Consider the following 18,360-nt stretch of genomic DNA (forward strand, 5'->3'; position numbering starts at 1 on the left):
AAACTGCTTAGAGGAAGTTGAGGAGGATGAAATTGTTGAATAGGACACGAATCAAAATGCTAGTCACGGGAATAACTTTCGCTATGGTGGTTTCCGGTTGCTCAAGCGCTTCGGAGGATTCCACTGTAAAATCCAGTCAGCCAGTAGAAATTCAAAAAGTAACGATGAAGCCTTTGGCTAATGAATTTAATCTGGCGGGAACATTGCAGGCCAGCAATCAAACCGCTGTTTCCTTAGAAGCGAATGGACGTATTTTAAATACAACGGTTGAAGTGGGGGATCAGGTACATAAAGGGGCTGTCCTCGCAAAAATGGACACAACCACTTATCAGTTACAGCTTGCTCAGGCCAAGGCAACTATGGAGAAGGCGAAAGCCGGTGTTAGCCAAGCGGACGCTTCTGTCCAATCGGCACATGCAAGCATTCGTAATGCACAATCCCAGATTAATTCAGCCCAATCTAAATTGCAGGAATTGAACAATGGAGCCAAAAAACAGGAAATTGCACAGGCGCAAAATGCGGTTACTGCGGCAACCAATATGTACAACAAGAAAAAGGCAGATGCCGCCCGGACCCAAAGTCTATTTCAGGCAGGGGCCGTATCATTAACGGAAAATGAAAATGCGCAGTTGGAAGTAACGAACGCACAAAAAAGTTTAAGTGATGCGCAAGAGCAATTGTCCCTTTTGCTTGCAGGGGCTTCCCAGGAACAGCGTACACAAGCTTCGGCAGGCGTCGATCAGGCCAGGGCGGGGCTGGAATCAGCTATAGCTACTCAGCAACAAGGGTTAGCGAGTAAAGCTCAGGCACAAGCTTCCTACGAGGATGCGGTAGCTGCTTATGAGCAAACGGCTTTAGCTCTTAAGAAAGCTACTTTAACATCCCCCATAGCTGGTGTTGTAATTGAGAAAAAGGTATCTGATGGCCAACTGGGCTCCAGCGGGAGTGAGGCGTTTATTGTCGGAAATATTAGTACTTTAAAAGTGCTCCTGCCCGTACCGGATAGTGAAATCTTATCGTGGAAGAAAGATCAAAAAGTAAATATATCTTTATATAATGAAATTAGAACAGGAACTGTTACCCAGATCTATCCATCGACTAATTCCAAAACGGGAAGCATCAATGTGGAAGTGAGCATTTCCAACCCCGAACTCAATTGGAAGCCTGGTCAAGTCATTAGTGCATCTAAAAGCATAAATCAAAACGAAGCGCTTTTAGTGCCCGTAGAGGCCGTAATTAGTACGGGAAATGACCCCTATGTCTTTAAGGCTGTAAATGGAAAAGCCGTTAAAACGGCGATTAAACTGGGGAAAGTGACTAATAATCAGCTCGAAGTTGTCTCTGGACTACAGGCGGGCGATCAAATCGTTACGCAAGGAGCTGGAACCTTATATAATGGTGATTTACTCGGGAATGATGTACTTGGGAAATCGGAGGAGTCGTCCGAATGATTAAATATATCGTTAAAAAACAGAAAATCACACTTATTTTCTTTGGCATGTGCATTTTGCTAGGAATTTACAACTTTGCATCGTTACCTAAACAGGAGATGCCTGATGTTGTTCCTATGGGAGCCAGTGTCACAACCGTGTATCCGGGGGCCTCGCCTGAAAGAATCGAGCAAACCATTACGAAGATTTTGGAACAGAAAATTAAAGAAGTGCAAGGTGTCAAAACAATTTCTTCCACTTCGTCAAAAGGCCAATCCAGTATAAGTATAGAAGCTTTGAATGAGGCCGATCCGACAAAAGTATGGGCTGATCTTCGTACAAAAGTACAGGATGCACAGTCTGAGCTTCCGGACGATGCGATGCAGCCCATTATTAATGATAGCATGGCAGGCTCCTTCATCGGATCATACGCAATCACTTCTGATAAAGTTGAAAATTTGTATGCGTTAAATGAGTTGATGAACACCTGGAAAGATCAATTAAAAACGGTTTCAGGTATTTCAAAAGTTAATATTCAAGGAATTCCAGAACAAGAAGTACGGATAAGCCTAAACACTCAAAAAATGCAGCAATATGACATCTCCTGGGAACAGGTCCTTCAAGCCATTAAAAATGAAAACGATAGAGTGCCTACAGGAAGTCTGGATTTCAATCAGCGTACCTATCAGTTGACGGTAGATGCTTCAACTGATCCGAATGTTTTAAATAACGTTCAGATTTCAAGCAACGAAGAAGGGTTTCCTATAGCCTTGAAGGATATAGGTACGGCCTCACTTGTTTTAAAAAAAACGGAGAGTTATACGTATGTGAATACCAAGCCTGCTATTTCAATCAGTTTGAGTGGAGATACAGGCACAGACGTACCAACGGTATCCAAAGCGGCGACAGCCAAAATCAACGAACTTGCGAGTAGCTTGCCAAAGGATGTACATTTTGAACTGCTGTTTGCTCAAAATGATCGCGTAAGTGAAATCTTTGGTAATCTGTCCAAAGAAATGATGATTGCTATTGCATCAGTTATTGTCATTTGTACATTAGGATTAAACTTGCTGACCTCTGCATTTGTGGCCTTGGCTATCCCTGTTTCTATTGCCATCGGTTTTATTGTCTTGCCGATGACAGGAACGACGCTGAATCAAATTTCAGTCATCGGATTAATCATCGTACTGGGGATACTGGTTGATGATGCCGTTGTGGTAAACGACAACATTGAACGCCGACGCTCTGAATTTGGAGAAGATGCTACGGAGGCGGCAATTAAAGGAACGAAAGAGGTATCCTTATCAATCATTACAGCCACGCTGGCTACAGTTGCAGCATTTGCCCCGCTTTTATTTCTGCCGGGCAATATGGGAGACTTTATTAAACCGATCCCTACCGTTATTTCGTTAACGATGCTGGCTTCCATGATTATGTCGCTTACGATCATTCCTATTTTCCGTCAATGGTACGATAAACGAAGTAAGGGCAAAGAACGTAGCAAACCGACCAAGCCTCCGGGGCTCCTCGGCAACCAAATTCAGTCCCTCTCTAATGCATACGCTAAAAACTGGATGCCAAGAATACTGCGTCGACCACTTTTCACTGCGCTTATTGGTCTTATGATTGGTACGGCAGCTTATGGACTGCTTGCTATTGTGCCCATTCAATTATTTCCTGAATCGGACCAACCAGATGCCACAATCAACGTAACGATGCCAGAAGGAACGTCGTTGCAGGCAACCAATCAGGTTATAACTGAGATTGAGAACTGGGTTAAGAAGCAGCCAGAAACAGAACATCTGGCAGCAACGGCAGGTGGTGGAGCACCTCAAATGTACAGTGACATAGTAGCCGGTAGTGGCTCCGTGGGCGCGGTGCACGGTCAACTTGCTGTTGTTGGAAAAGAGGGAGTCTTTGATATCAAAAAAACAGTGGACAGCTGGACAAGTACACTGCAAGCCAAATATCCAGCAGCATTAATAAGTATACGTGTTCCTCAATTAGGTATCCCAGTCGGCAGCGCAGTGTCTGTCCGTATTAAAGGAGAAGACCTTGGTAAGCTGCAAAACATGACAGCTAAAATAAAAGAAATCGTTGCGGGAACTCACGGGGCTGTAGATGTGACCGATAACATGGGGATGCAAAGCTATAATTTGAATTTTCAAGTCAACCAGCAGGCCTTGGATAAATATCAGGTCAACTATTCCAACTTAACCCGCACTTTGTTGCTAATGGGTGACGGAGTAAAGGTCACGGATTTTGATACGGGTAAGGAACTGCTTGATATCAATATGTACATGAATAAACCCAACCATGATCCTGAGGTGTTATTCCAACAGCTGAGTGTCACTAATGCGGGAGGAGAGCAGGTCCCGTTATCCCAGTTAGCCACGATGAAACCGGATTTTTCCATTCAGCAAATTCACCGCTATGATTTGGAACGGACGGTAACGATCTCAGCCAATGCAAATGGGCGTACGGCTACGGAGCTCACCCAGGATATCCGCAGCAAGCTTACAAGTACACATTTCGATTCGGGGTACACTTGGGAAATGGATGGGGAAACATCTACGCAGTCCGATTTGTTTAAGGATTTGGGCAAATTAGCCGTTATCGTTGTTTTTCTCATTCTGCTCTTGATCACCATGCAGTTTTACTCGGTTTCCACACCGCTCATTATTATGACGACTGTTTACCTGGCAGCAGCAGGAGGAGTGCTTGGAAGCTTTATTACAGGTATGCCAATCGGCTTTATGAGTATCATGGGTATCATTTCCCTTGCCGGTATCGTCGTGCGTAATGGTATTGTATTGATCGAGTTTATTGAAGACGCGCGGCGTGAAGGCGCCGAATTAACAGAAGCCATCTTAATGGCATGCTCTGCCCGTTTTCGTCCGATCTTTCTCACCTCGCTAACTGCGATCGTTGGTATGATACCGATTGCTACGATGGGAGAAATTCTATTCAAGCCATTGGCAGCGACTATTATATTCGGACTGATTTTTTCAACTATTTTAACGTTGTTTGTAGTTCCGACTCTTTATATGGTCGTAGCTCAACTGAAGCTGAAACGGAAGCAGAAGAAAGAAATGGAGACTAATAACGATAGCACATAATTATGCTTGAATATTACCCGATCGTACATTAAGCTGTTGCCCTAATGTACGATTTTTTTCTTTTGCTGGCGTAATACAGTAAGAGTAGTCTTATTATTCAAAAGCAGTATAAACAGAATTTTAGATGGTACCAAAGGAGAGCATTGTATGACTGAAAACGAGCAGCACGGCCACATTCAAATATCAGATGATGTTCTATCCCAAATTACTGGTTTGGCGGCATTGAAAATTCCCGGAATATCAGCAATCTACGGAGGGATTTCAAAAGAAGCAATCAAACGTCCGAATAGAAAAAATTTCAAAAAAGGAATTTCAGTGACAGTAAGCCCGGATGGAACGATTATTGATCTCAGAGTAGTCGTCGATTACGGATGCTTCATTCATGAGGTGGCCCGAGAGTTACAGAAAAATGTCATGGAGGATATAACTAATATGACAGGATTATCGTCGATCGTGGTGAACGTCAAGGTGGAGGGAGTTGCTCGCATACAGAATCCCTGAAGTAAAGAGCCAACGGTCGTTCCGAAATACATCGAGAAGCTGGCAAGTGATGAGATGGTTCCACGCACTGTGGCAGACAGGATTTGAAGCAAACGAAAGTGAATGAATATACCTAAATTATCGGATTAATAATGAAACAAGGCAGACCAGAGAATCAATCTGCCTTGTTTTAATTTTTTTATCGTCCTATTATCGTCACTAGCTGCTCCATTATCCGCAGGGGATAGCCTTAAGGCGGAAGGTAGAGCTGACAAAATCTCCTGACAGATCCGAGACAACAAGCCCTATTTTCATTAAGCGATCACCTCCAAAGATTTCGCCGCCGAACGCTTCGTGGAAAGGGGAACCGCCGTCTTCCGCCAAGGTATTACCTGTATGGTCTGCAGCATTGCCTGCTGCGCCGGCTTCGATCTTATACTTCTTCTCTGGGTCAAGTCCTTTTAAAGTTAATCGCAGGATTGGACCATTGGGCTCAGCCAGTACGCGGAAATAAGCAGCAAACGCTTCCGACTGGTCCTCGCTAACGAACATCCAAGCCGTATCGCCTCGGCCTTCAAACGGGCTAAGCAGCCGATACATATTCCCCTGCTGTACAAGGGAGCGAATTTCCTTATACTGGGCGATTTGTTTGGCAGCGAGCTCTTTTTCTTCCTTTGTAAATGCAGTAAGGTCAAGCTCGTAGCCAAAGTTTCCACTCATTGCCACGTCACCACGCATGGCGAGAGAGGTCATTCGTCCCACCTGGTGGTTCGGTACGCTCGATACGTGTGCTCCCATGGTGCTGGCTGGATATACGATGCTTGTTCCGTACTGGATAGCCAATCTTTCAACCGCATCGGTATCATCACTGGTCCATGTTTGCGGCATATAGTAGAGCATTCCGGGATCGAAACGTCCGCCTCCTCCAGAACAGCTTTCGAACAAGATGTCCGGGAACCGGGAGGTCAGACGTTCCAGCAGGTCGTAAAGTCCAAGCATATAACGGTGTGCGGTTTCCTTTTGACGTTCGCTAGAAGCTGTAGCCGAAGCAATCTCCGTCATATTACGATTCATGTCCCACTTGACATAAGTAATCGGAGCGATCGAAAAAACGGAGCTAAGCGTATCGTATAAATAATCGCATACTTCCTTGCGGGAGAGATCGAGCACTAACTGGGATCGACCTTCCGTCCGCCGCCGACCCTCAGCATGCAGGCACCAGTCGGGATGCTTGCGGTACAATTCACTATCAGGAGATACCATTTCCGGCTCTACCCACAAGCCAAATTGTAATCCTTGTTCATTAACCCTTTTGGCTAGGTCGGCAAGACCTCCAGGCAGCTTGCGGCTGTTTTCAAACCAGTCTCCAAGCGAATTATCATCGTTGTCTCGTTTGCCAAACCAACCATCATCCAGAACAAAGAGCTCAATACCGAGGGGCCCCGCTTCCTTAGCAATCGCTTCGATTTTATCGGCGTCGAAGTTGAAATAAGTAGCTTCCCAATTGTTTACGAGAATAGGGCGTTCTTTGTCACGATAAGCCCCCCTGGACAGTCGAGTGCGGTAGAGACGATGATAGGTGCGCGACATGCCTCCAAGACCTTCTTCGGAAAAGACCAGGACGGCTTCGGGGGTCTGGAATGATTGACCCGGTTCAAGTCGCCAGGAGAAGTCAAAGGGATTGATTCCGATACTTACACGGGTCTGGTTGAACTGCTCTACTTCTGCCTGTGCGACGAAGTTGCTGCTGTAGACCAGACTAAAGCCGTACACATCTCCGCGATCTTCAGTTGCATCCGGACGAAGCAGTGCCAGAAAGGGATTCATCTGATGACTGCTGGAGCCCCGACGGCTTTCCAACCGAATGGCCCCGGGTCCTAGGTCGCGGCGCTGGATATGTCTTTCGCGCACCCACGCTCCGGACAGGTAGAGAGCCTGGTAGTTGGAATCGGCGAAATCGACAGAGGCGCTCATTGCTTGCTCAATATTCATGACAGCGCTTCCCTTATTGTCAAAAAGGGTAGACCTAGCAATAGCACTGTGATTCGCAAATACAGTATAGAGCAGTGTAGTTTTAAGACCCGAGTATTTGTCCTCAAGCATCAGAAAGAGAGTTGCCGCTTCATCATCCGATTCGGTATAGACGGCAGGAAGTCCCTCAAGCTTTGGTTTACCTGGTACAATGCGGTAGCCACTATATTTTAGCTCCGTAATGCGAGTTCCTTCCGCAAGTGCAACCTGATAAGCGGGCTGACGAAAGTCGCTTGTTCCATACTGGGGATATTCCTGGGGAAGCGTATCCAGGGAAAGCGTACGATTGGAAGGAACAGGATTGGGAGAAAAGGAGCACCGCTCCCTAAGCTCCAATATACTTGCCAGACTTTTGTCATGATGAAGTCGTGCTCCCCAATAAACATGTGCGGGATATCCTTCTACAAGCTGGATAATATAACTGCAATCCTTGGACTGCAGGTGAAACAAACCAAGCGTCTCATCTACATGAATGTTCATGGTATTCACTCCTTGAGGATTCTTCATATCAATTTGTTTTCACGTATGTTTCTGCACGAGCTCTCCCGTATGACAAGCTTAGTCCCGATCACGCTGTGCGCAGGTGGTTCACGTCCCTCAAACCGTTCAGAGAGCAGTTGGACGGCAGCCTTTCCCATCTCTTCGGGGTAGGCGCGTACAGTGGTTAGCGGAGGATGTACGAAGGCCGCCATCTCAATGTCGTCAAAGCCGACGATAGCCATATCCTCTGGTACATTGACTCCATGCCCATGCAGGGCACGGAGCGCACCGATGGCGAGCGGGTCGCTTGCAGCGAAGCAGGCCGTCGGTCGTTCCTTTTTGACAAGGAGCTCGTTCATCATCAAATATCCATCCGCGGTGCTCCAGGCGCCTATACGAACGAATTGAGGATTGTACAACCCCCGTTCCCGCATGAACCGTTCAAAATAATGCACCCGTCGCTCTCCGTCGCTCTTGCCGCCGATAAACCCGATTTGTCGGTGGCCCAGCTCAATTAGATGTCCGAGTGCCTGATCAACAGCTTGACGGAAGTGGAGGCGTACAGAATCGTACTCCAGTTGTTCATGGTACTGGTCCACAAGGACAATGGAGTTCTTGTCGGGATGCAATTTGATCATCTCTTCAGGATCAACGCCGCCCACAACAATCAGACCGTCTGTCTTCTGCAAGGTGAAGATGGAAGAGCGGCCCCGCAGGGTCTGTCCCAACGTCAGGCCAAGCTCTTCACAGCGCAGCTCGATTCCACGACGGATCGAGGCGTAATACGGATCGTCCCGTTCCTCTTCAATGGAACACCACAACAGGAGGGAGACCGTCTTTCCAGCACGTTCCGTGTTCCGCTTTAATTGTCTCAGCCGGGAAGGCTTATACCCAAGCTGTTCGGCAATCGAAAAAATTCTGTTTTTGGTGTCTGGGCTCACGGACAGAGACAGATCGTTATTTAAAACCCTTGAAACTGTTGCGGCAGACACACCCGCTTCGCGGGCAATGTCTTTAATGGTTGCCAAAGAGCTCACACCTTTTTAGTTAATAATTTTACTAAAAATCAACTTCATCCTAACACATCCCCTTTATACTTTCAAGATAGCTGTTGAATTTACTTTTGATCTACTACTGTGCAGATTAGTTGTGTTAACATGATGAATATTCTCTTGAGGACGGAGGGGTTTCAAATTGAATATTCTGTCACTAGCTCGAAAATGGTTTGGTCGGCTTCGATTCAAAAGCAAGGTTATTACGGTATTTCTTCCGCTAATTATTGTTTCTCTGCTCATTCTTGGGCTGTTATCTAGCCAACTCTTCAGTCGTTCTTTGATAGACCGTACCACCAGCAACGTGGTGGACGAGTCTCAGCTTATCCTGTCTCGGACCGATTACATATTCAGCAGTGTGGAAACGGCGGCCAATATTATGGTCACGAATATTAACCGGGTGTATGATTCATACGGTGCCAAGCCTGATACTGCCATGGAGCGTATTCAGTTTGGAAACCTGATGCAGAGCCGCCTATCCATTGACTTGTCAATCTTTCGTGAGGTAGATGCCGCTGTATTCATTGATAATAAAGGGACAATTTTCGCATCTTACACCGAGAGTGGGGATGAGAGCAAAGTCTATAGCATGATTAAGCGGGTAAGGGAATCAAAAAGTTATGGACAGGCACTCTGGTTTGATATGGAGAGGAGAGATTTCCTAACTCCAGATCCGAACTTCCCGGTTTTGACGCTGGGGAAGACGGTCATTAATATAGACACCGGCGAACCCTATGGAACGCTTTTTCTGCTAGTGAAGGAAGAAGGTCTGTCCGCTTTTTTTCGTTCTAGTGATCCGGATGTGCCCAAATCCTATTATTTTTTGAATAACGGAACTCGCGTGGTCGTGGCAAAAGATAATGAGATGCTGATGAATCCGGTGAATCCACATCTGGCTGAGGCCATTCAACGTTGCGCCCCTGATATGTCCCAAGAAACGTGCTCTTTCGAGGATGAGGGCAATTTGGTAACGGTCATTGATTATGACCGGATGGATTGGAAGTTGGTCAATATTGTATCTCTCAGCCTGCTTACGGCTGATGTCCGGCAAAATGTTAGGCTGTCGCTTTTAATCGGCGTATTATGCCTTGTTTTTTCCTGGCTGGGTGCTAGCTTTCTGTCCAGAATGGTCGTTAGTCCTCTCGAACAACTGACTAAGGCAATGCGAAAAGTAGTAACCGGTGATTTGCAACCGGTTGCAACAGTCCGCACTGAGGATGAAATCGGTACCATTGCTGAAGCGTTTAACTTTATGGTAAGACGGGTTCGGGAGCTACTGGATGAGGTGAGGCAGGAACAGAACCGTAAGCGTGAATATGAGCTTGCATTGATGAGCGCCCAAATTAAACCGCATTTTCTATACAACACTTTGGATACCATTTACGCACTCAATGAGTTGGACCGTAGTGATGAGGCTAGAGATACTACAAAGGCGCTGGCAGATTTTTATCGAATGGTGCTAAATAAGGGACGGGAGCTCATTATTCTAGAGAAGGAAGCTCAGATTACCGATGATTACCTGACGATTCTGCAAATCCGTTATCCCGATGTGTTCCGCTATGAGGTGGATATTCCACCGGAACTTGCGGGTACACCGATTCCGAAGCTCTCGCTCCAGCCGCTTGTCGAGAATTCGATCTACCACGGTCTTAAGAAGAAAGGAACAAAAGGTTTTATCCGCATTTATGCCTTTAAACAGGGTGATAAGGTGGTCGTTCGAGTGGAGGACAACGGAGTGGGGATGGACGAAATCCAGGTTCAGACCATAATGTCCAGACATTTACCGGATGAAGGAATACGGTCAATTGGCACCTACAGCGTTCAGCAGAGACTGAGTCTGTACTTCGGTGAGGAGTATGGGATATCGGTGCAGAGTGTTCCCGGAGAAGGAACCATTGTTGACCTTTCGCTGCCGACGCTACCAAAGGGGAGTGAGCACAAAGATGTATAAAGTGATGATTGTCGATGATGAGCCGCTGTTCCGGGATTTTCTGCGAATTAAGATAGACTGGGAAAGTCACGGATTTCGGGTTTGCTGTGAGGCAAGGAATGGGAGGGAAGCGCTTCAGGAAGCCGAGCGACACCAGCCTCATCTCGCCCTCGTTGATATCAATATGCCCTTCATTGACGGAATTGAGTTAGCAGAGAGGTTGAAAGTCAAGTTCGAACGTATCGTTATTGTATTCATTTCCGGACATAACGAATTTGAATATCTACAGAAGGCGGTTCGAACCGGAGTGCAGGATTATTTACTAAAGCCGTTCAATGCAGAAGAAATGGTCTCGATGCTGGATCGTATTAAGCCGAAACTACCGGAGCTTCCGAGGGACAGCGAAACCGCAAAGTGGAGGGATCATAGTGAAGCGTTGCATAGTAGAGCATGTATGCCTGATTTGGGTCACCTGCGAGATGCGGTCGTGCTTGATCTCCGTATGAAAGACAGTGAAACGTTAGAGGAGGTCCGCAAGGCAATCCGTCAGCTAGGTGTATATGAGTGGGGAGATGAGTACGCTGATGCCATGATCATGGGGATCGTGTCACTTGCACTTTCCTTTGCAAGTGAACGCGGCATTTCTTATGATCGATTATGGGAGAACGGAGGAGAAAAATCTCCTTACGATCGACTGCGGGAGTTAGGTTCCTGGGAGGCTGTTGAAGGGTGGATGCTCACCCTCTACCGCAGGCTAATCCAGTTGATGGAGGATATGCGACCTACGAAGGCTTCCAATCTCTTTGCTGCGGCGATCGCCTATATCGAGGAGCATTATGCAGGCACAGAGCTGTCCGCTGAACAGGTTTCGGGCGGGGTATTCGTCGATCCCAGCTATCTGCGGCGTATCTTCCGCAAAGAGTCCGGCTTCTCCATAGTGGATCATATTACACACATCCGGATGAAGAAGGCCAAGGAACTCATGCTGAACGGAAATCGGAAGCTGTCGGAAATCGCTGAAAGCGTCGGATACAGCGACCCTAATTATTTCAGCAAGTGTTTCAAAAAACGCTTTGGCATGACGCCGACTGAATATGAGCAGCTCAAAAAAAGGTAGCTGTCCTAAGAGGCAGGAAAATCCAATTTACAGACAAGCGGTTCTCCTTATGGGAGGGCCGCTCGTTCTTTTGTCCCGTTTTTTACTGATAAGGCCCGTTTTATTCCTTAAAGAAGGAAAGAGTCAGGAGTATACTTTAGCCATGCAAATGAAAGCGCAATCAACAAAGAAACACATAAGGGGGATATAAACCAATGAAAAAAACTTACAAACGTTGGAGTACAGCATTGCTAGTGCTCACCATGTCCGTTGGATTGGCCGCTTGTGGCGGGGAAAACTCAAACTCCTCTGAAGCGAAGGCGGGAGACGGAACGATCAAATTGAAGGTATATGCGCAGCATTTCGATGACGATACCGCAAAGCCGTTCGATTATGCAGTGGAAGAGCTCAAAAAGGAAATGCCAAACGTCGAGATTGAACTGGATTCTGCTGTTCAGGACGGATACCAGAAGCTGAAGACTTATGCAGCAACGGGAAATATGCCGGATATCTATTTCACGGATTGGCCGACCCTGCAAACTTTGGCGAAATCGAAAAATGTCGAGGTGCTGGACAACTATGACACAACGGCCCGATTCAAGGAGAATCTTAACCCGGGTGTTGAATCGCGTTTAGTAGCTCCAGACAATCATGTGTATGCTTATCCGGATACCGGCATTGAATTCCAGCTTCTCTATTACAATAAGTCGATTTTCGAGAAGGTCGGAATCAAAACGCCGATTAAGACGATAGAGCAGATGGCCGAAGCATCGAAAAGGTTGGAAGCTGCTGGTTATGTGCCCATGTCGATCTTTGCCAAGGAAAAATGGATTACGACCGCTTTTTATAATGGGTTGGTCACAAGAGAGCAGCCGCAAGGATTCGGAGCACTTGATCAGGAAGGTGTAAAAGCATTGCCGGAAGCGTTCGTAACAGCGGCACAGCAGATGAAGCAATTGCAGGCAGCCGGATTGTTCGACGCGAACGCCACGAATACCAATTATGACCAGGCATCGTCCCTGTTCTATCAAGGCAAATCTGCCATGTTTGTGAACGGACAATGGGAAATTTACAGCTCGCAGGAAAAGCTGGGCGACCAGGTTGACTGGATGTATTGGCCTGCAAAGGATGAAGCAACATACGAGAAGTCCAAATACTTCATCGATGGCGCGGGGGCGCCGCAGGGTTATGCAGTATCGCCAAGTAGCAAGAGTAAGGAAACGGCCTTAAAGGTAGCAGCCTTCCTTGCAACAAAATCAGCCGAGTACAGATATACCCAACTTGGAAGTCCAATCATTTCGCCTAAGGTCGATAAGCAAATTGCCTCCAATGTTCCAACAATGATGCAGCGGGTCGCCAAAGAGTTGCTGCCAAACGCCCAAAAATATGCTCAACTTCTGAGCAATACAAAAATTCAGAACGTAATTAATGACAATACCCAGAATCTGATGGTGAACAACTTCTCGGCAGAGGATTTTGTGAACAATTTGAACAGTACATTGGAGAAGGAAAACTGATAATCCAGGGACAAGGCAACCCTTGGCGGCTTAAGTCGCTAGGGGAGGCTGTTCCGAAGATAAGGGGTGGAAGCAAGACATGAATAAATATTTGGGGAACAAACCGGCGCTGGCACTGTTTCTGCTCCCTGCTTTGATCCTGTACAGTGTGATCCTGATTTATCCGGTTCTGCAGACCGTTCTTCGTAGCTTTTATGATTGGGATGGCCTTAGTACGCCGACCTTTTCGGGATTGAGTAACTACCGGGAGTTGTTCTCCGATCCTCTACTTGCCAATTCGCTTAAGAACGGATTGATCTTTGCAATTGTGCTGGCGGTCTTTCAGATCGGCTTGGGAACTCTATTGGCGCTAATCTGTGCGGACCCGCGTACACGCGGGCGGAAAATACTGAAAACAGCTTATTTTATCCCGGTGGTTCTATCCGTGACCGTGGTATGCCAGCTGTGGATTGCAATCTACGACCCGACCAACGGACTGATCAACCGGCTGTTCGATCTCTTGAATATCCCATATCAGCAAAATTGGCTGAGCTCTCCGACAGCTTCAATCATTGCCATCGCCTTCGTTAACGCCTGGCAGTTTATGGGGTATCAATTCTCCCTGCTATATGCAGGGGTAAAATCAGTACCCGAGGACTACTTTGAAGCCGCGACGATTGACGGTTGCAGCAAGTGGAGGGCGCACCTGCATGTCACGCTTCCTTTGATGAGGGAAACGTACAAATTCTGCTTCATTATTGCGATTACCTCTGGAATAGGTGCCTTTGTGCAGATGCTAATTATGACAAACGGAGGTCCTGGTACTACAAACTATACATTGACATTCATGATTTATCGCTATGCCTTTATGGAGAGCAACTATGGCTATGCATGTGCTGTATCCGTGTTGCTTGTGTTGATCTCGCTGCTGGCAACTGTAGTTATCAATAAGGTGTTCAACCGCGGACAAACCGCCTGATAAGGCGTGTATTGAAAAGGAGAACGAGATGAGTAAAACCGCTTTGGGCAAGTTCAGACAAGCTGTCCTGCAGATACCGCTGTGGCTGTATCTGATTGTTTCCGTCTATCCGTTGTTCTGGATGGTTTCCTACTCGTTGAAGAACAATGATGAGATTTTCGTCACCAACCCATTCGGATTACCAATGCATTTTCGTTACGAAAATTATATCAATGCCTGGACGCAATTTAATGTTCCCCGTTATTTTCTGAACAGTCTTGTCGTATCTATGATCTCGACTCTGTTCATCCTTTTGCTGGCTCTGATGTTTGCCTTTGCAGTTGCTCGCATGAGGTGGAGGTTTCGTTCTGCCATACGGACATATATGATCATAGGAATGTTTATGCCGCTACAGGTTATTATGATACCACTGGCCATTCTGGTTCGAGATTTTCACCTTACGAATACGTATGGAGCTCTTATTCTTCCCTATATCGCAATTGGGCTTCCTTTCTCGTCAATGGTTTTCTTTGGTTTTCTTGTAGGAATCCCTAAGGAGATCGAAGAGGCGGCATGCATAGATGGAGCTAGTATTTATAGCCTGTTCCTGAAGATCATTTTGCCGCTTGCCTTGCCTGCAATTGCGACTGTAGCCATTTTTCAGTTCTTGAACAACTGGAATGAGTTCACTTTAGCCTATATTCTGATTTCTGATGAGAATATGAAGACCTTGCCGTTAGGCTTGCTTTTCTTCCAGGGCTCTTACAGCACGGATTGGGGGGCCATGGGGGCTGTTATGACTATAGCTTCCCTACCGATGGTACTTGTCTATCTATTCTTGAGTGAACAAGTGGAGCGGGCGATGACAGTAGGTTCCGCCGTGAAAGGATAAAAGGAATCAGGTTGAAAGCCCTTAGGAATCCGCTTGTACAACCGTCGAACTCATGTGGCCTGTCAGTCGTTGTGGCGGGAAAACCGTTTGCACCGGTGCAATGATAATAGCAGCGAACAAGACTTTGATCAGATCTCCGATAATATAAGGATAGAAACCCTGAATCATGGCTTCGGAGAACGACATTTTATAGGCAAAGGCAAGCCAGGGCACACCTGAAACATAGATCAGCATTGAACCAAACAGCTCCAATACGATAAAAGCCAGGAAGTAACCGAAGAAGCCTTTCAGTTTGATTCGAGCGAGTAGCCATCCAATCAGGAGAGCGGATATGGGCCACATCATGACGTATCCTCCTGTAGGACCCAGTAGAACGGCCAGCCCTCCGGTTCCATGCAAAAGAGGGAAGCCAAGTGCAGTCAAAATTACGACCAGAGCAATGCTTAGAAAACCGTACAATGGGCCCAGCAATCCTCCAGCCAGCATCACGGCAAGAGTTTGCAATGTAATCGGGACAGGCGAGAAACCGATCGGAATGCTTATGTATCCGAAAAGGACCAGTATGGCCGCCATGAGTGCGCTAAATACAGTACCTCGCAAAGATAATTTCATGTTTGAACACTCCTTTCGATTTTGGTAGTCTTATTGTTAACCAAATAAATATAATTTGGTTAACGATTTGGATCGTACCACAAATGAATCAAAAGGGAAAGGACCAATTTGTGATGCAAAACGTTATACCATTAATCACGCTGGAGAATGCTCGTGTTCATTATGAGTCAGAGTCTGGGCGTGTTCGTAAGGCGGTTGATGGAGTTTCCCTGAAACTGCATGCCGGAGAATGGATGAGTGTAGTAGGAGCCAATGGAAGCGGCAAAAGTACGTTGGCCGGGCTGTTGATTGGGTTCACTCCGTTATCCGGTGGAGCAAGGCAGGCTTCTCCAGAACTTGTCGTTCGTGGAGTCCTACAGCAGCCTGATGCGCAGGTAATCGGTGACACCATTGAAGAGGAATTTCACTTTGCCCTGTCGCCATTGCTTGGATCCGTAGACGAACAGTTACGGCGTAGAGAACACGCATTACATACCGTAGGGCTTGACTTTTCGCCGGGTGCGGCAATCTCACAGCTTTCTGGAGGGCAAAAACAATTGCTCAACATTGCGGTAGCGCTGGCAGCCAAACCGGACGTACTCATTCTGGACGAGCCAACAGCCATGCTGGATCCCGGTGCGAGAGAACGAATGGAAGCCATTGTGCATGCCGTTGTCCGCGAGGGGACGGCGGTAATCTGGATTACGCATCATCTGGAAGAAGCCACCTTATGTGATCGAATCATTGCTATGGAGCGAGGACGTTGTGTGTATGACGGAGTGCCTTCGTCCTTCTTTTATGGGCGTGAGAAGGAGGTGATCCTTGCCAAAGAAGATGAGCAGCGATCACCTTGTGAGCGACTTGGGCTTGATCCACCTTTCACTGTGCAAACGGCGCTCCTGCTGAAGCAGCAAGGCATGCTCCGTCATGCCACTCCACTGCGACCTGAGCAGCTGGTTAAGGAGGTAGCCTGTTGCATATCGAATTGAATCATTTAAGTGTAGCAGCGCCGGAACCCCATAAACGTGCACTGCTTCAGGATGTGTCCGTTACAATGAACAGTGGGGAAATCACCCTGCTGGTGGGTTGCACAGGGTCGGGAAAAACTACGCTGCTGCAAACGATAGCTGGCCTAAAACCACCAAATGCAGGGAGTATTCTGCTGGATGATGAGCCCTTCTGGCAAAACAGAAAAGTGCCGCAGTCTATTCTTTTGCGGATGGGGCTGGTATTTCAATTCCCGGAGCAACAACTGTTTGCCCGCAGCGTTCAGCGTGAATTCGCGTATTCTCTGCGTCCATATCGATTTACCGAGGAGCAAAAGAAACGCCAAATTTCCAGTGCCCTTGAACAGTGGGACCCGCCAGCAGGCAAAGAGTCGGAGCGGCGGTTCAATCTGGACAGATCGCCATTTGCACTAAGCGGAGGGGAACGAAGAAGACTTGGTCTTGCATTGGGAACCGCTGTCGAGCCGCATTGGCTGCTTCTGGATGAACCCAGCGCCGGATTGGAAGCGCAAAGTGTAGTGCTTCTGCTCAAAGCGCTGGATCAGCATCGGCATGCAGGTGGGGGAGCCGTTGTGGCTACGCACGACTTGGATACGTTTTTGCCGCGTGCGGATCGGGTTCTTTTGCTTCGAGAAGGGTGTCTGATCGCTGATCTGGCACCCAAAGAAATCCATTCACGGCCAGACCTGCTGGAGCAGGCTGGGCTTGGGCTGCCACCTTCCATGCGACTGGCACAGCAATTCGCTGTGGCAGGTATTGAGCTGCCTTTTACCGCATTGACGCCGGAGGAGATGGCTGAACATATTGTTTTTTCCAGGTTACATGGATGGGATATGGTGCAGGAGCTCAAGCCGGATGATGAGCTGCGTGCAGCAGAAAAGATGGAACAGGAAAAGGTGCATACCAATGAATCGGCAACTTCTGCACTGGCTCAAGGTAATGTAGCCGCAGAAATTATTAATCTGGCATCAGCGGACAGCCAGGCAGTTTCAAGCATCGGATTGTACGGTGCCATGGACCCGCGTCTCAAATGGATTTTGTATATTTTGCTCGTAACTGCGTCGATGCTTCAACATCGCTGGCTGGGACTGTCATTCACATTGGTGCCAGTAGCGCTGGCACTAGCTGCTCTGCCTCGACAAGCTCTGGCTGGCTGCGTGAAGTTAATGAAGCCGTTATTGTTGTTTTTTCTCATATCCACGGTTTTGTCAGGAACAACTCTTTCAACAGAAAGGGGCAGTCTCCAGTTCGGTTTCTCCCTGATACAGGCGGAGGCTACTTTGCTGAATGTGTACCGCTTGTTAATTGTTACTTTGGCCAGTCTCTGGTTTTCGCTGACTACGCCTTATGGACGCATGGTGGAAGGATTGAACTGGGTGCTTGGTGTTGGCAAAAGATTGAGGCTTCCCGTTACCTCGTTTGCACTTGCCGTATCGTTAACCTTTCGGTTCATTCCGATGATCTGGAGTGAATGGCAGCGATTTTCGCTGATTGTCCGGGCACGCGGCAAAGCTGCACTACGACCAAACACGGTGCGGGTGCGGGATCTTGGACCGATGGTGATTCCCTTGCTGATGTCGCTGTTTCAGCGTGCGGAGGACATGACGATCGGGATGGAAATGCGGAAAGTTAAAGAGCATTCCCTGCTAGGAACACGTTTCGTCTTGCTGGTATGGTCCAAGCGGGATACGATGATCTGTATCACAGGCCTTATTGTTTTTGCATTATTTATATCCATTCGGAATCTCTGAAGAAGAAAATTATTGCGACAGAACCAAACCTGAATCAGAGCCTGAAA

Annotated in this window: 13 protein-coding genes; 10 read left to right on the plus strand and 3 right to left on the minus strand. The window is 47.3% G+C overall.

The genetic code is table 11. From position 1 onward, the window contains the following. Positions 1-26: 26 nt before the first annotated feature. The 3 genes from C1I60_RS18450 (at position 27) to C1I60_RS18460 (ending at position 5,050) form a co-directional block, all read left to right on the plus strand. Positions 27-1,451 carry an efflux RND transporter periplasmic adaptor subunit gene (locus C1I60_RS18450; protein ID WP_137063056.1) on the plus strand — a complete coding sequence of 475 codons (1,425 nt, stop codon included), beginning with the start codon at positions 27-29 and terminating at the stop codon, positions 1,449-1,451. Then, positions 1,448-4,549: an efflux RND transporter permease subunit gene (locus tag C1I60_RS18455; protein WP_137063057.1), complete on the plus strand. Its 3,102-nt coding sequence runs from the start codon at positions 1,448-1,450 to the stop codon at positions 4,547-4,549. The genes C1I60_RS18450 and C1I60_RS18455 overlap by 4 nt, the downstream gene beginning before the upstream one ends. Positions 4,550-4,696: 147 nt before the next feature. Next, positions 4,697-5,050, plus strand: a complete 354-nt coding sequence (locus tag C1I60_RS18460; RefSeq protein WP_137063058.1) for an Asp23/Gls24 family envelope stress response protein — start codon at positions 4,697-4,699, stop codon at positions 5,048-5,050. Between the two features lie 210 nt (positions 5,051-5,260). Here C1I60_RS18460 and C1I60_RS18465 read toward each other — a convergent pair whose 3' ends face one another. Then, entirely contained in the window at positions 5,261-7,540 is a 2,280-nt protein-coding gene (locus C1I60_RS18465) for an alpha-galactosidase (protein WP_137063059.1), read from the minus strand. Positions 7,541-7,563: 23 nt separating this feature from the next. Continuing rightward, positions 7,564-8,568, minus strand: a complete 1,005-nt coding sequence (locus C1I60_RS18470) for a LacI family DNA-binding transcriptional regulator (RefSeq protein ID WP_137063060.1) — start codon at positions 8,566-8,568, stop codon at positions 7,564-7,566. Positions 8,569-8,734: 166 nt separating this feature from the next. Between C1I60_RS18470 and C1I60_RS18475 the strand changes: the two genes are divergently transcribed. The 5 genes from C1I60_RS18475 to C1I60_RS18495 all read left to right on the plus strand — a co-directional run bounded on the left by C1I60_RS18475 (position 8,735) and on the right by C1I60_RS18495 (position 14,964). Next, positions 8,735-10,543, plus strand: a complete 1,809-nt coding sequence (locus C1I60_RS18475) for a sensor histidine kinase (protein ID WP_137063061.1) — start codon at positions 8,735-8,737, stop codon at positions 10,541-10,543. Continuing rightward, positions 10,536-11,639, plus strand: coding sequence for a response regulator (locus C1I60_RS18480; RefSeq protein WP_137063062.1), 1,104 nt, complete (start codon positions 10,536-10,538; stop codon positions 11,637-11,639). The genes C1I60_RS18475 and C1I60_RS18480 overlap by 8 nt, the downstream gene beginning before the upstream one ends. A 194-nt stretch (positions 11,640-11,833) precedes the next feature. After that, a complete protein-coding gene (locus C1I60_RS18485) occupies positions 11,834-13,135 on the plus strand; it encodes an ABC transporter substrate-binding protein (RefSeq protein ID WP_137063063.1) in 1,302 nt (433 codons plus the stop codon). A gap of 79 nt (positions 13,136-13,214) precedes the next feature. Continuing rightward, positions 13,215-14,093 carry a carbohydrate ABC transporter permease gene (locus C1I60_RS18490; protein ID WP_137063064.1) on the plus strand — a complete coding sequence of 293 codons (879 nt, stop codon included), beginning with the start codon at positions 13,215-13,217 and terminating at the stop codon, positions 14,091-14,093. Between the two features lie 28 nt (positions 14,094-14,121). Continuing rightward, complete coding sequence (locus C1I60_RS18495; protein ID WP_137063065.1) at positions 14,122-14,964, plus strand: carbohydrate ABC transporter permease; 843 nt, start codon at positions 14,122-14,124, stop codon at positions 14,962-14,964. A gap of 21 nt (positions 14,965-14,985) precedes the next feature. Here the strand turns inward: C1I60_RS18495 and C1I60_RS18500 are convergent, their stop codons facing one another. Beyond that, complete coding sequence (locus C1I60_RS18500; protein ID WP_137063066.1) at positions 14,986-15,576, minus strand: biotin transporter BioY; 591 nt, start codon at positions 15,574-15,576, stop codon at positions 14,986-14,988. An 83-nt stretch (positions 15,577-15,659) separates the two neighbouring features. Here C1I60_RS18500 and C1I60_RS18505 point away from each other — a divergent pair, with 83 nt between their 5' ends. Beyond that, positions 15,660-16,544, plus strand: coding sequence for an ATP-binding cassette domain-containing protein (locus tag C1I60_RS18505; RefSeq protein WP_137063067.1), 885 nt, complete (start codon positions 15,660-15,662; stop codon positions 16,542-16,544). Then, positions 16,529-18,313 (plus strand): ATP-binding cassette domain-containing protein, encoded by a 1,785-nt coding sequence (locus C1I60_RS18510; protein WP_137063068.1) that lies wholly within the window; start codon positions 16,529-16,531, stop codon positions 18,311-18,313. The genes C1I60_RS18505 and C1I60_RS18510 overlap by 16 nt, the downstream gene beginning before the upstream one ends. The last annotated feature ends 47 nt before the right edge of the window (positions 18,314-18,360 follow it).

Source organism: Paenibacillus terrae (assembly GCF_005217525.1).
GTDB lineage: Bacteria > Bacillota > Bacilli > Paenibacillales > Paenibacillaceae > Paenibacillus > Paenibacillus terrae_C.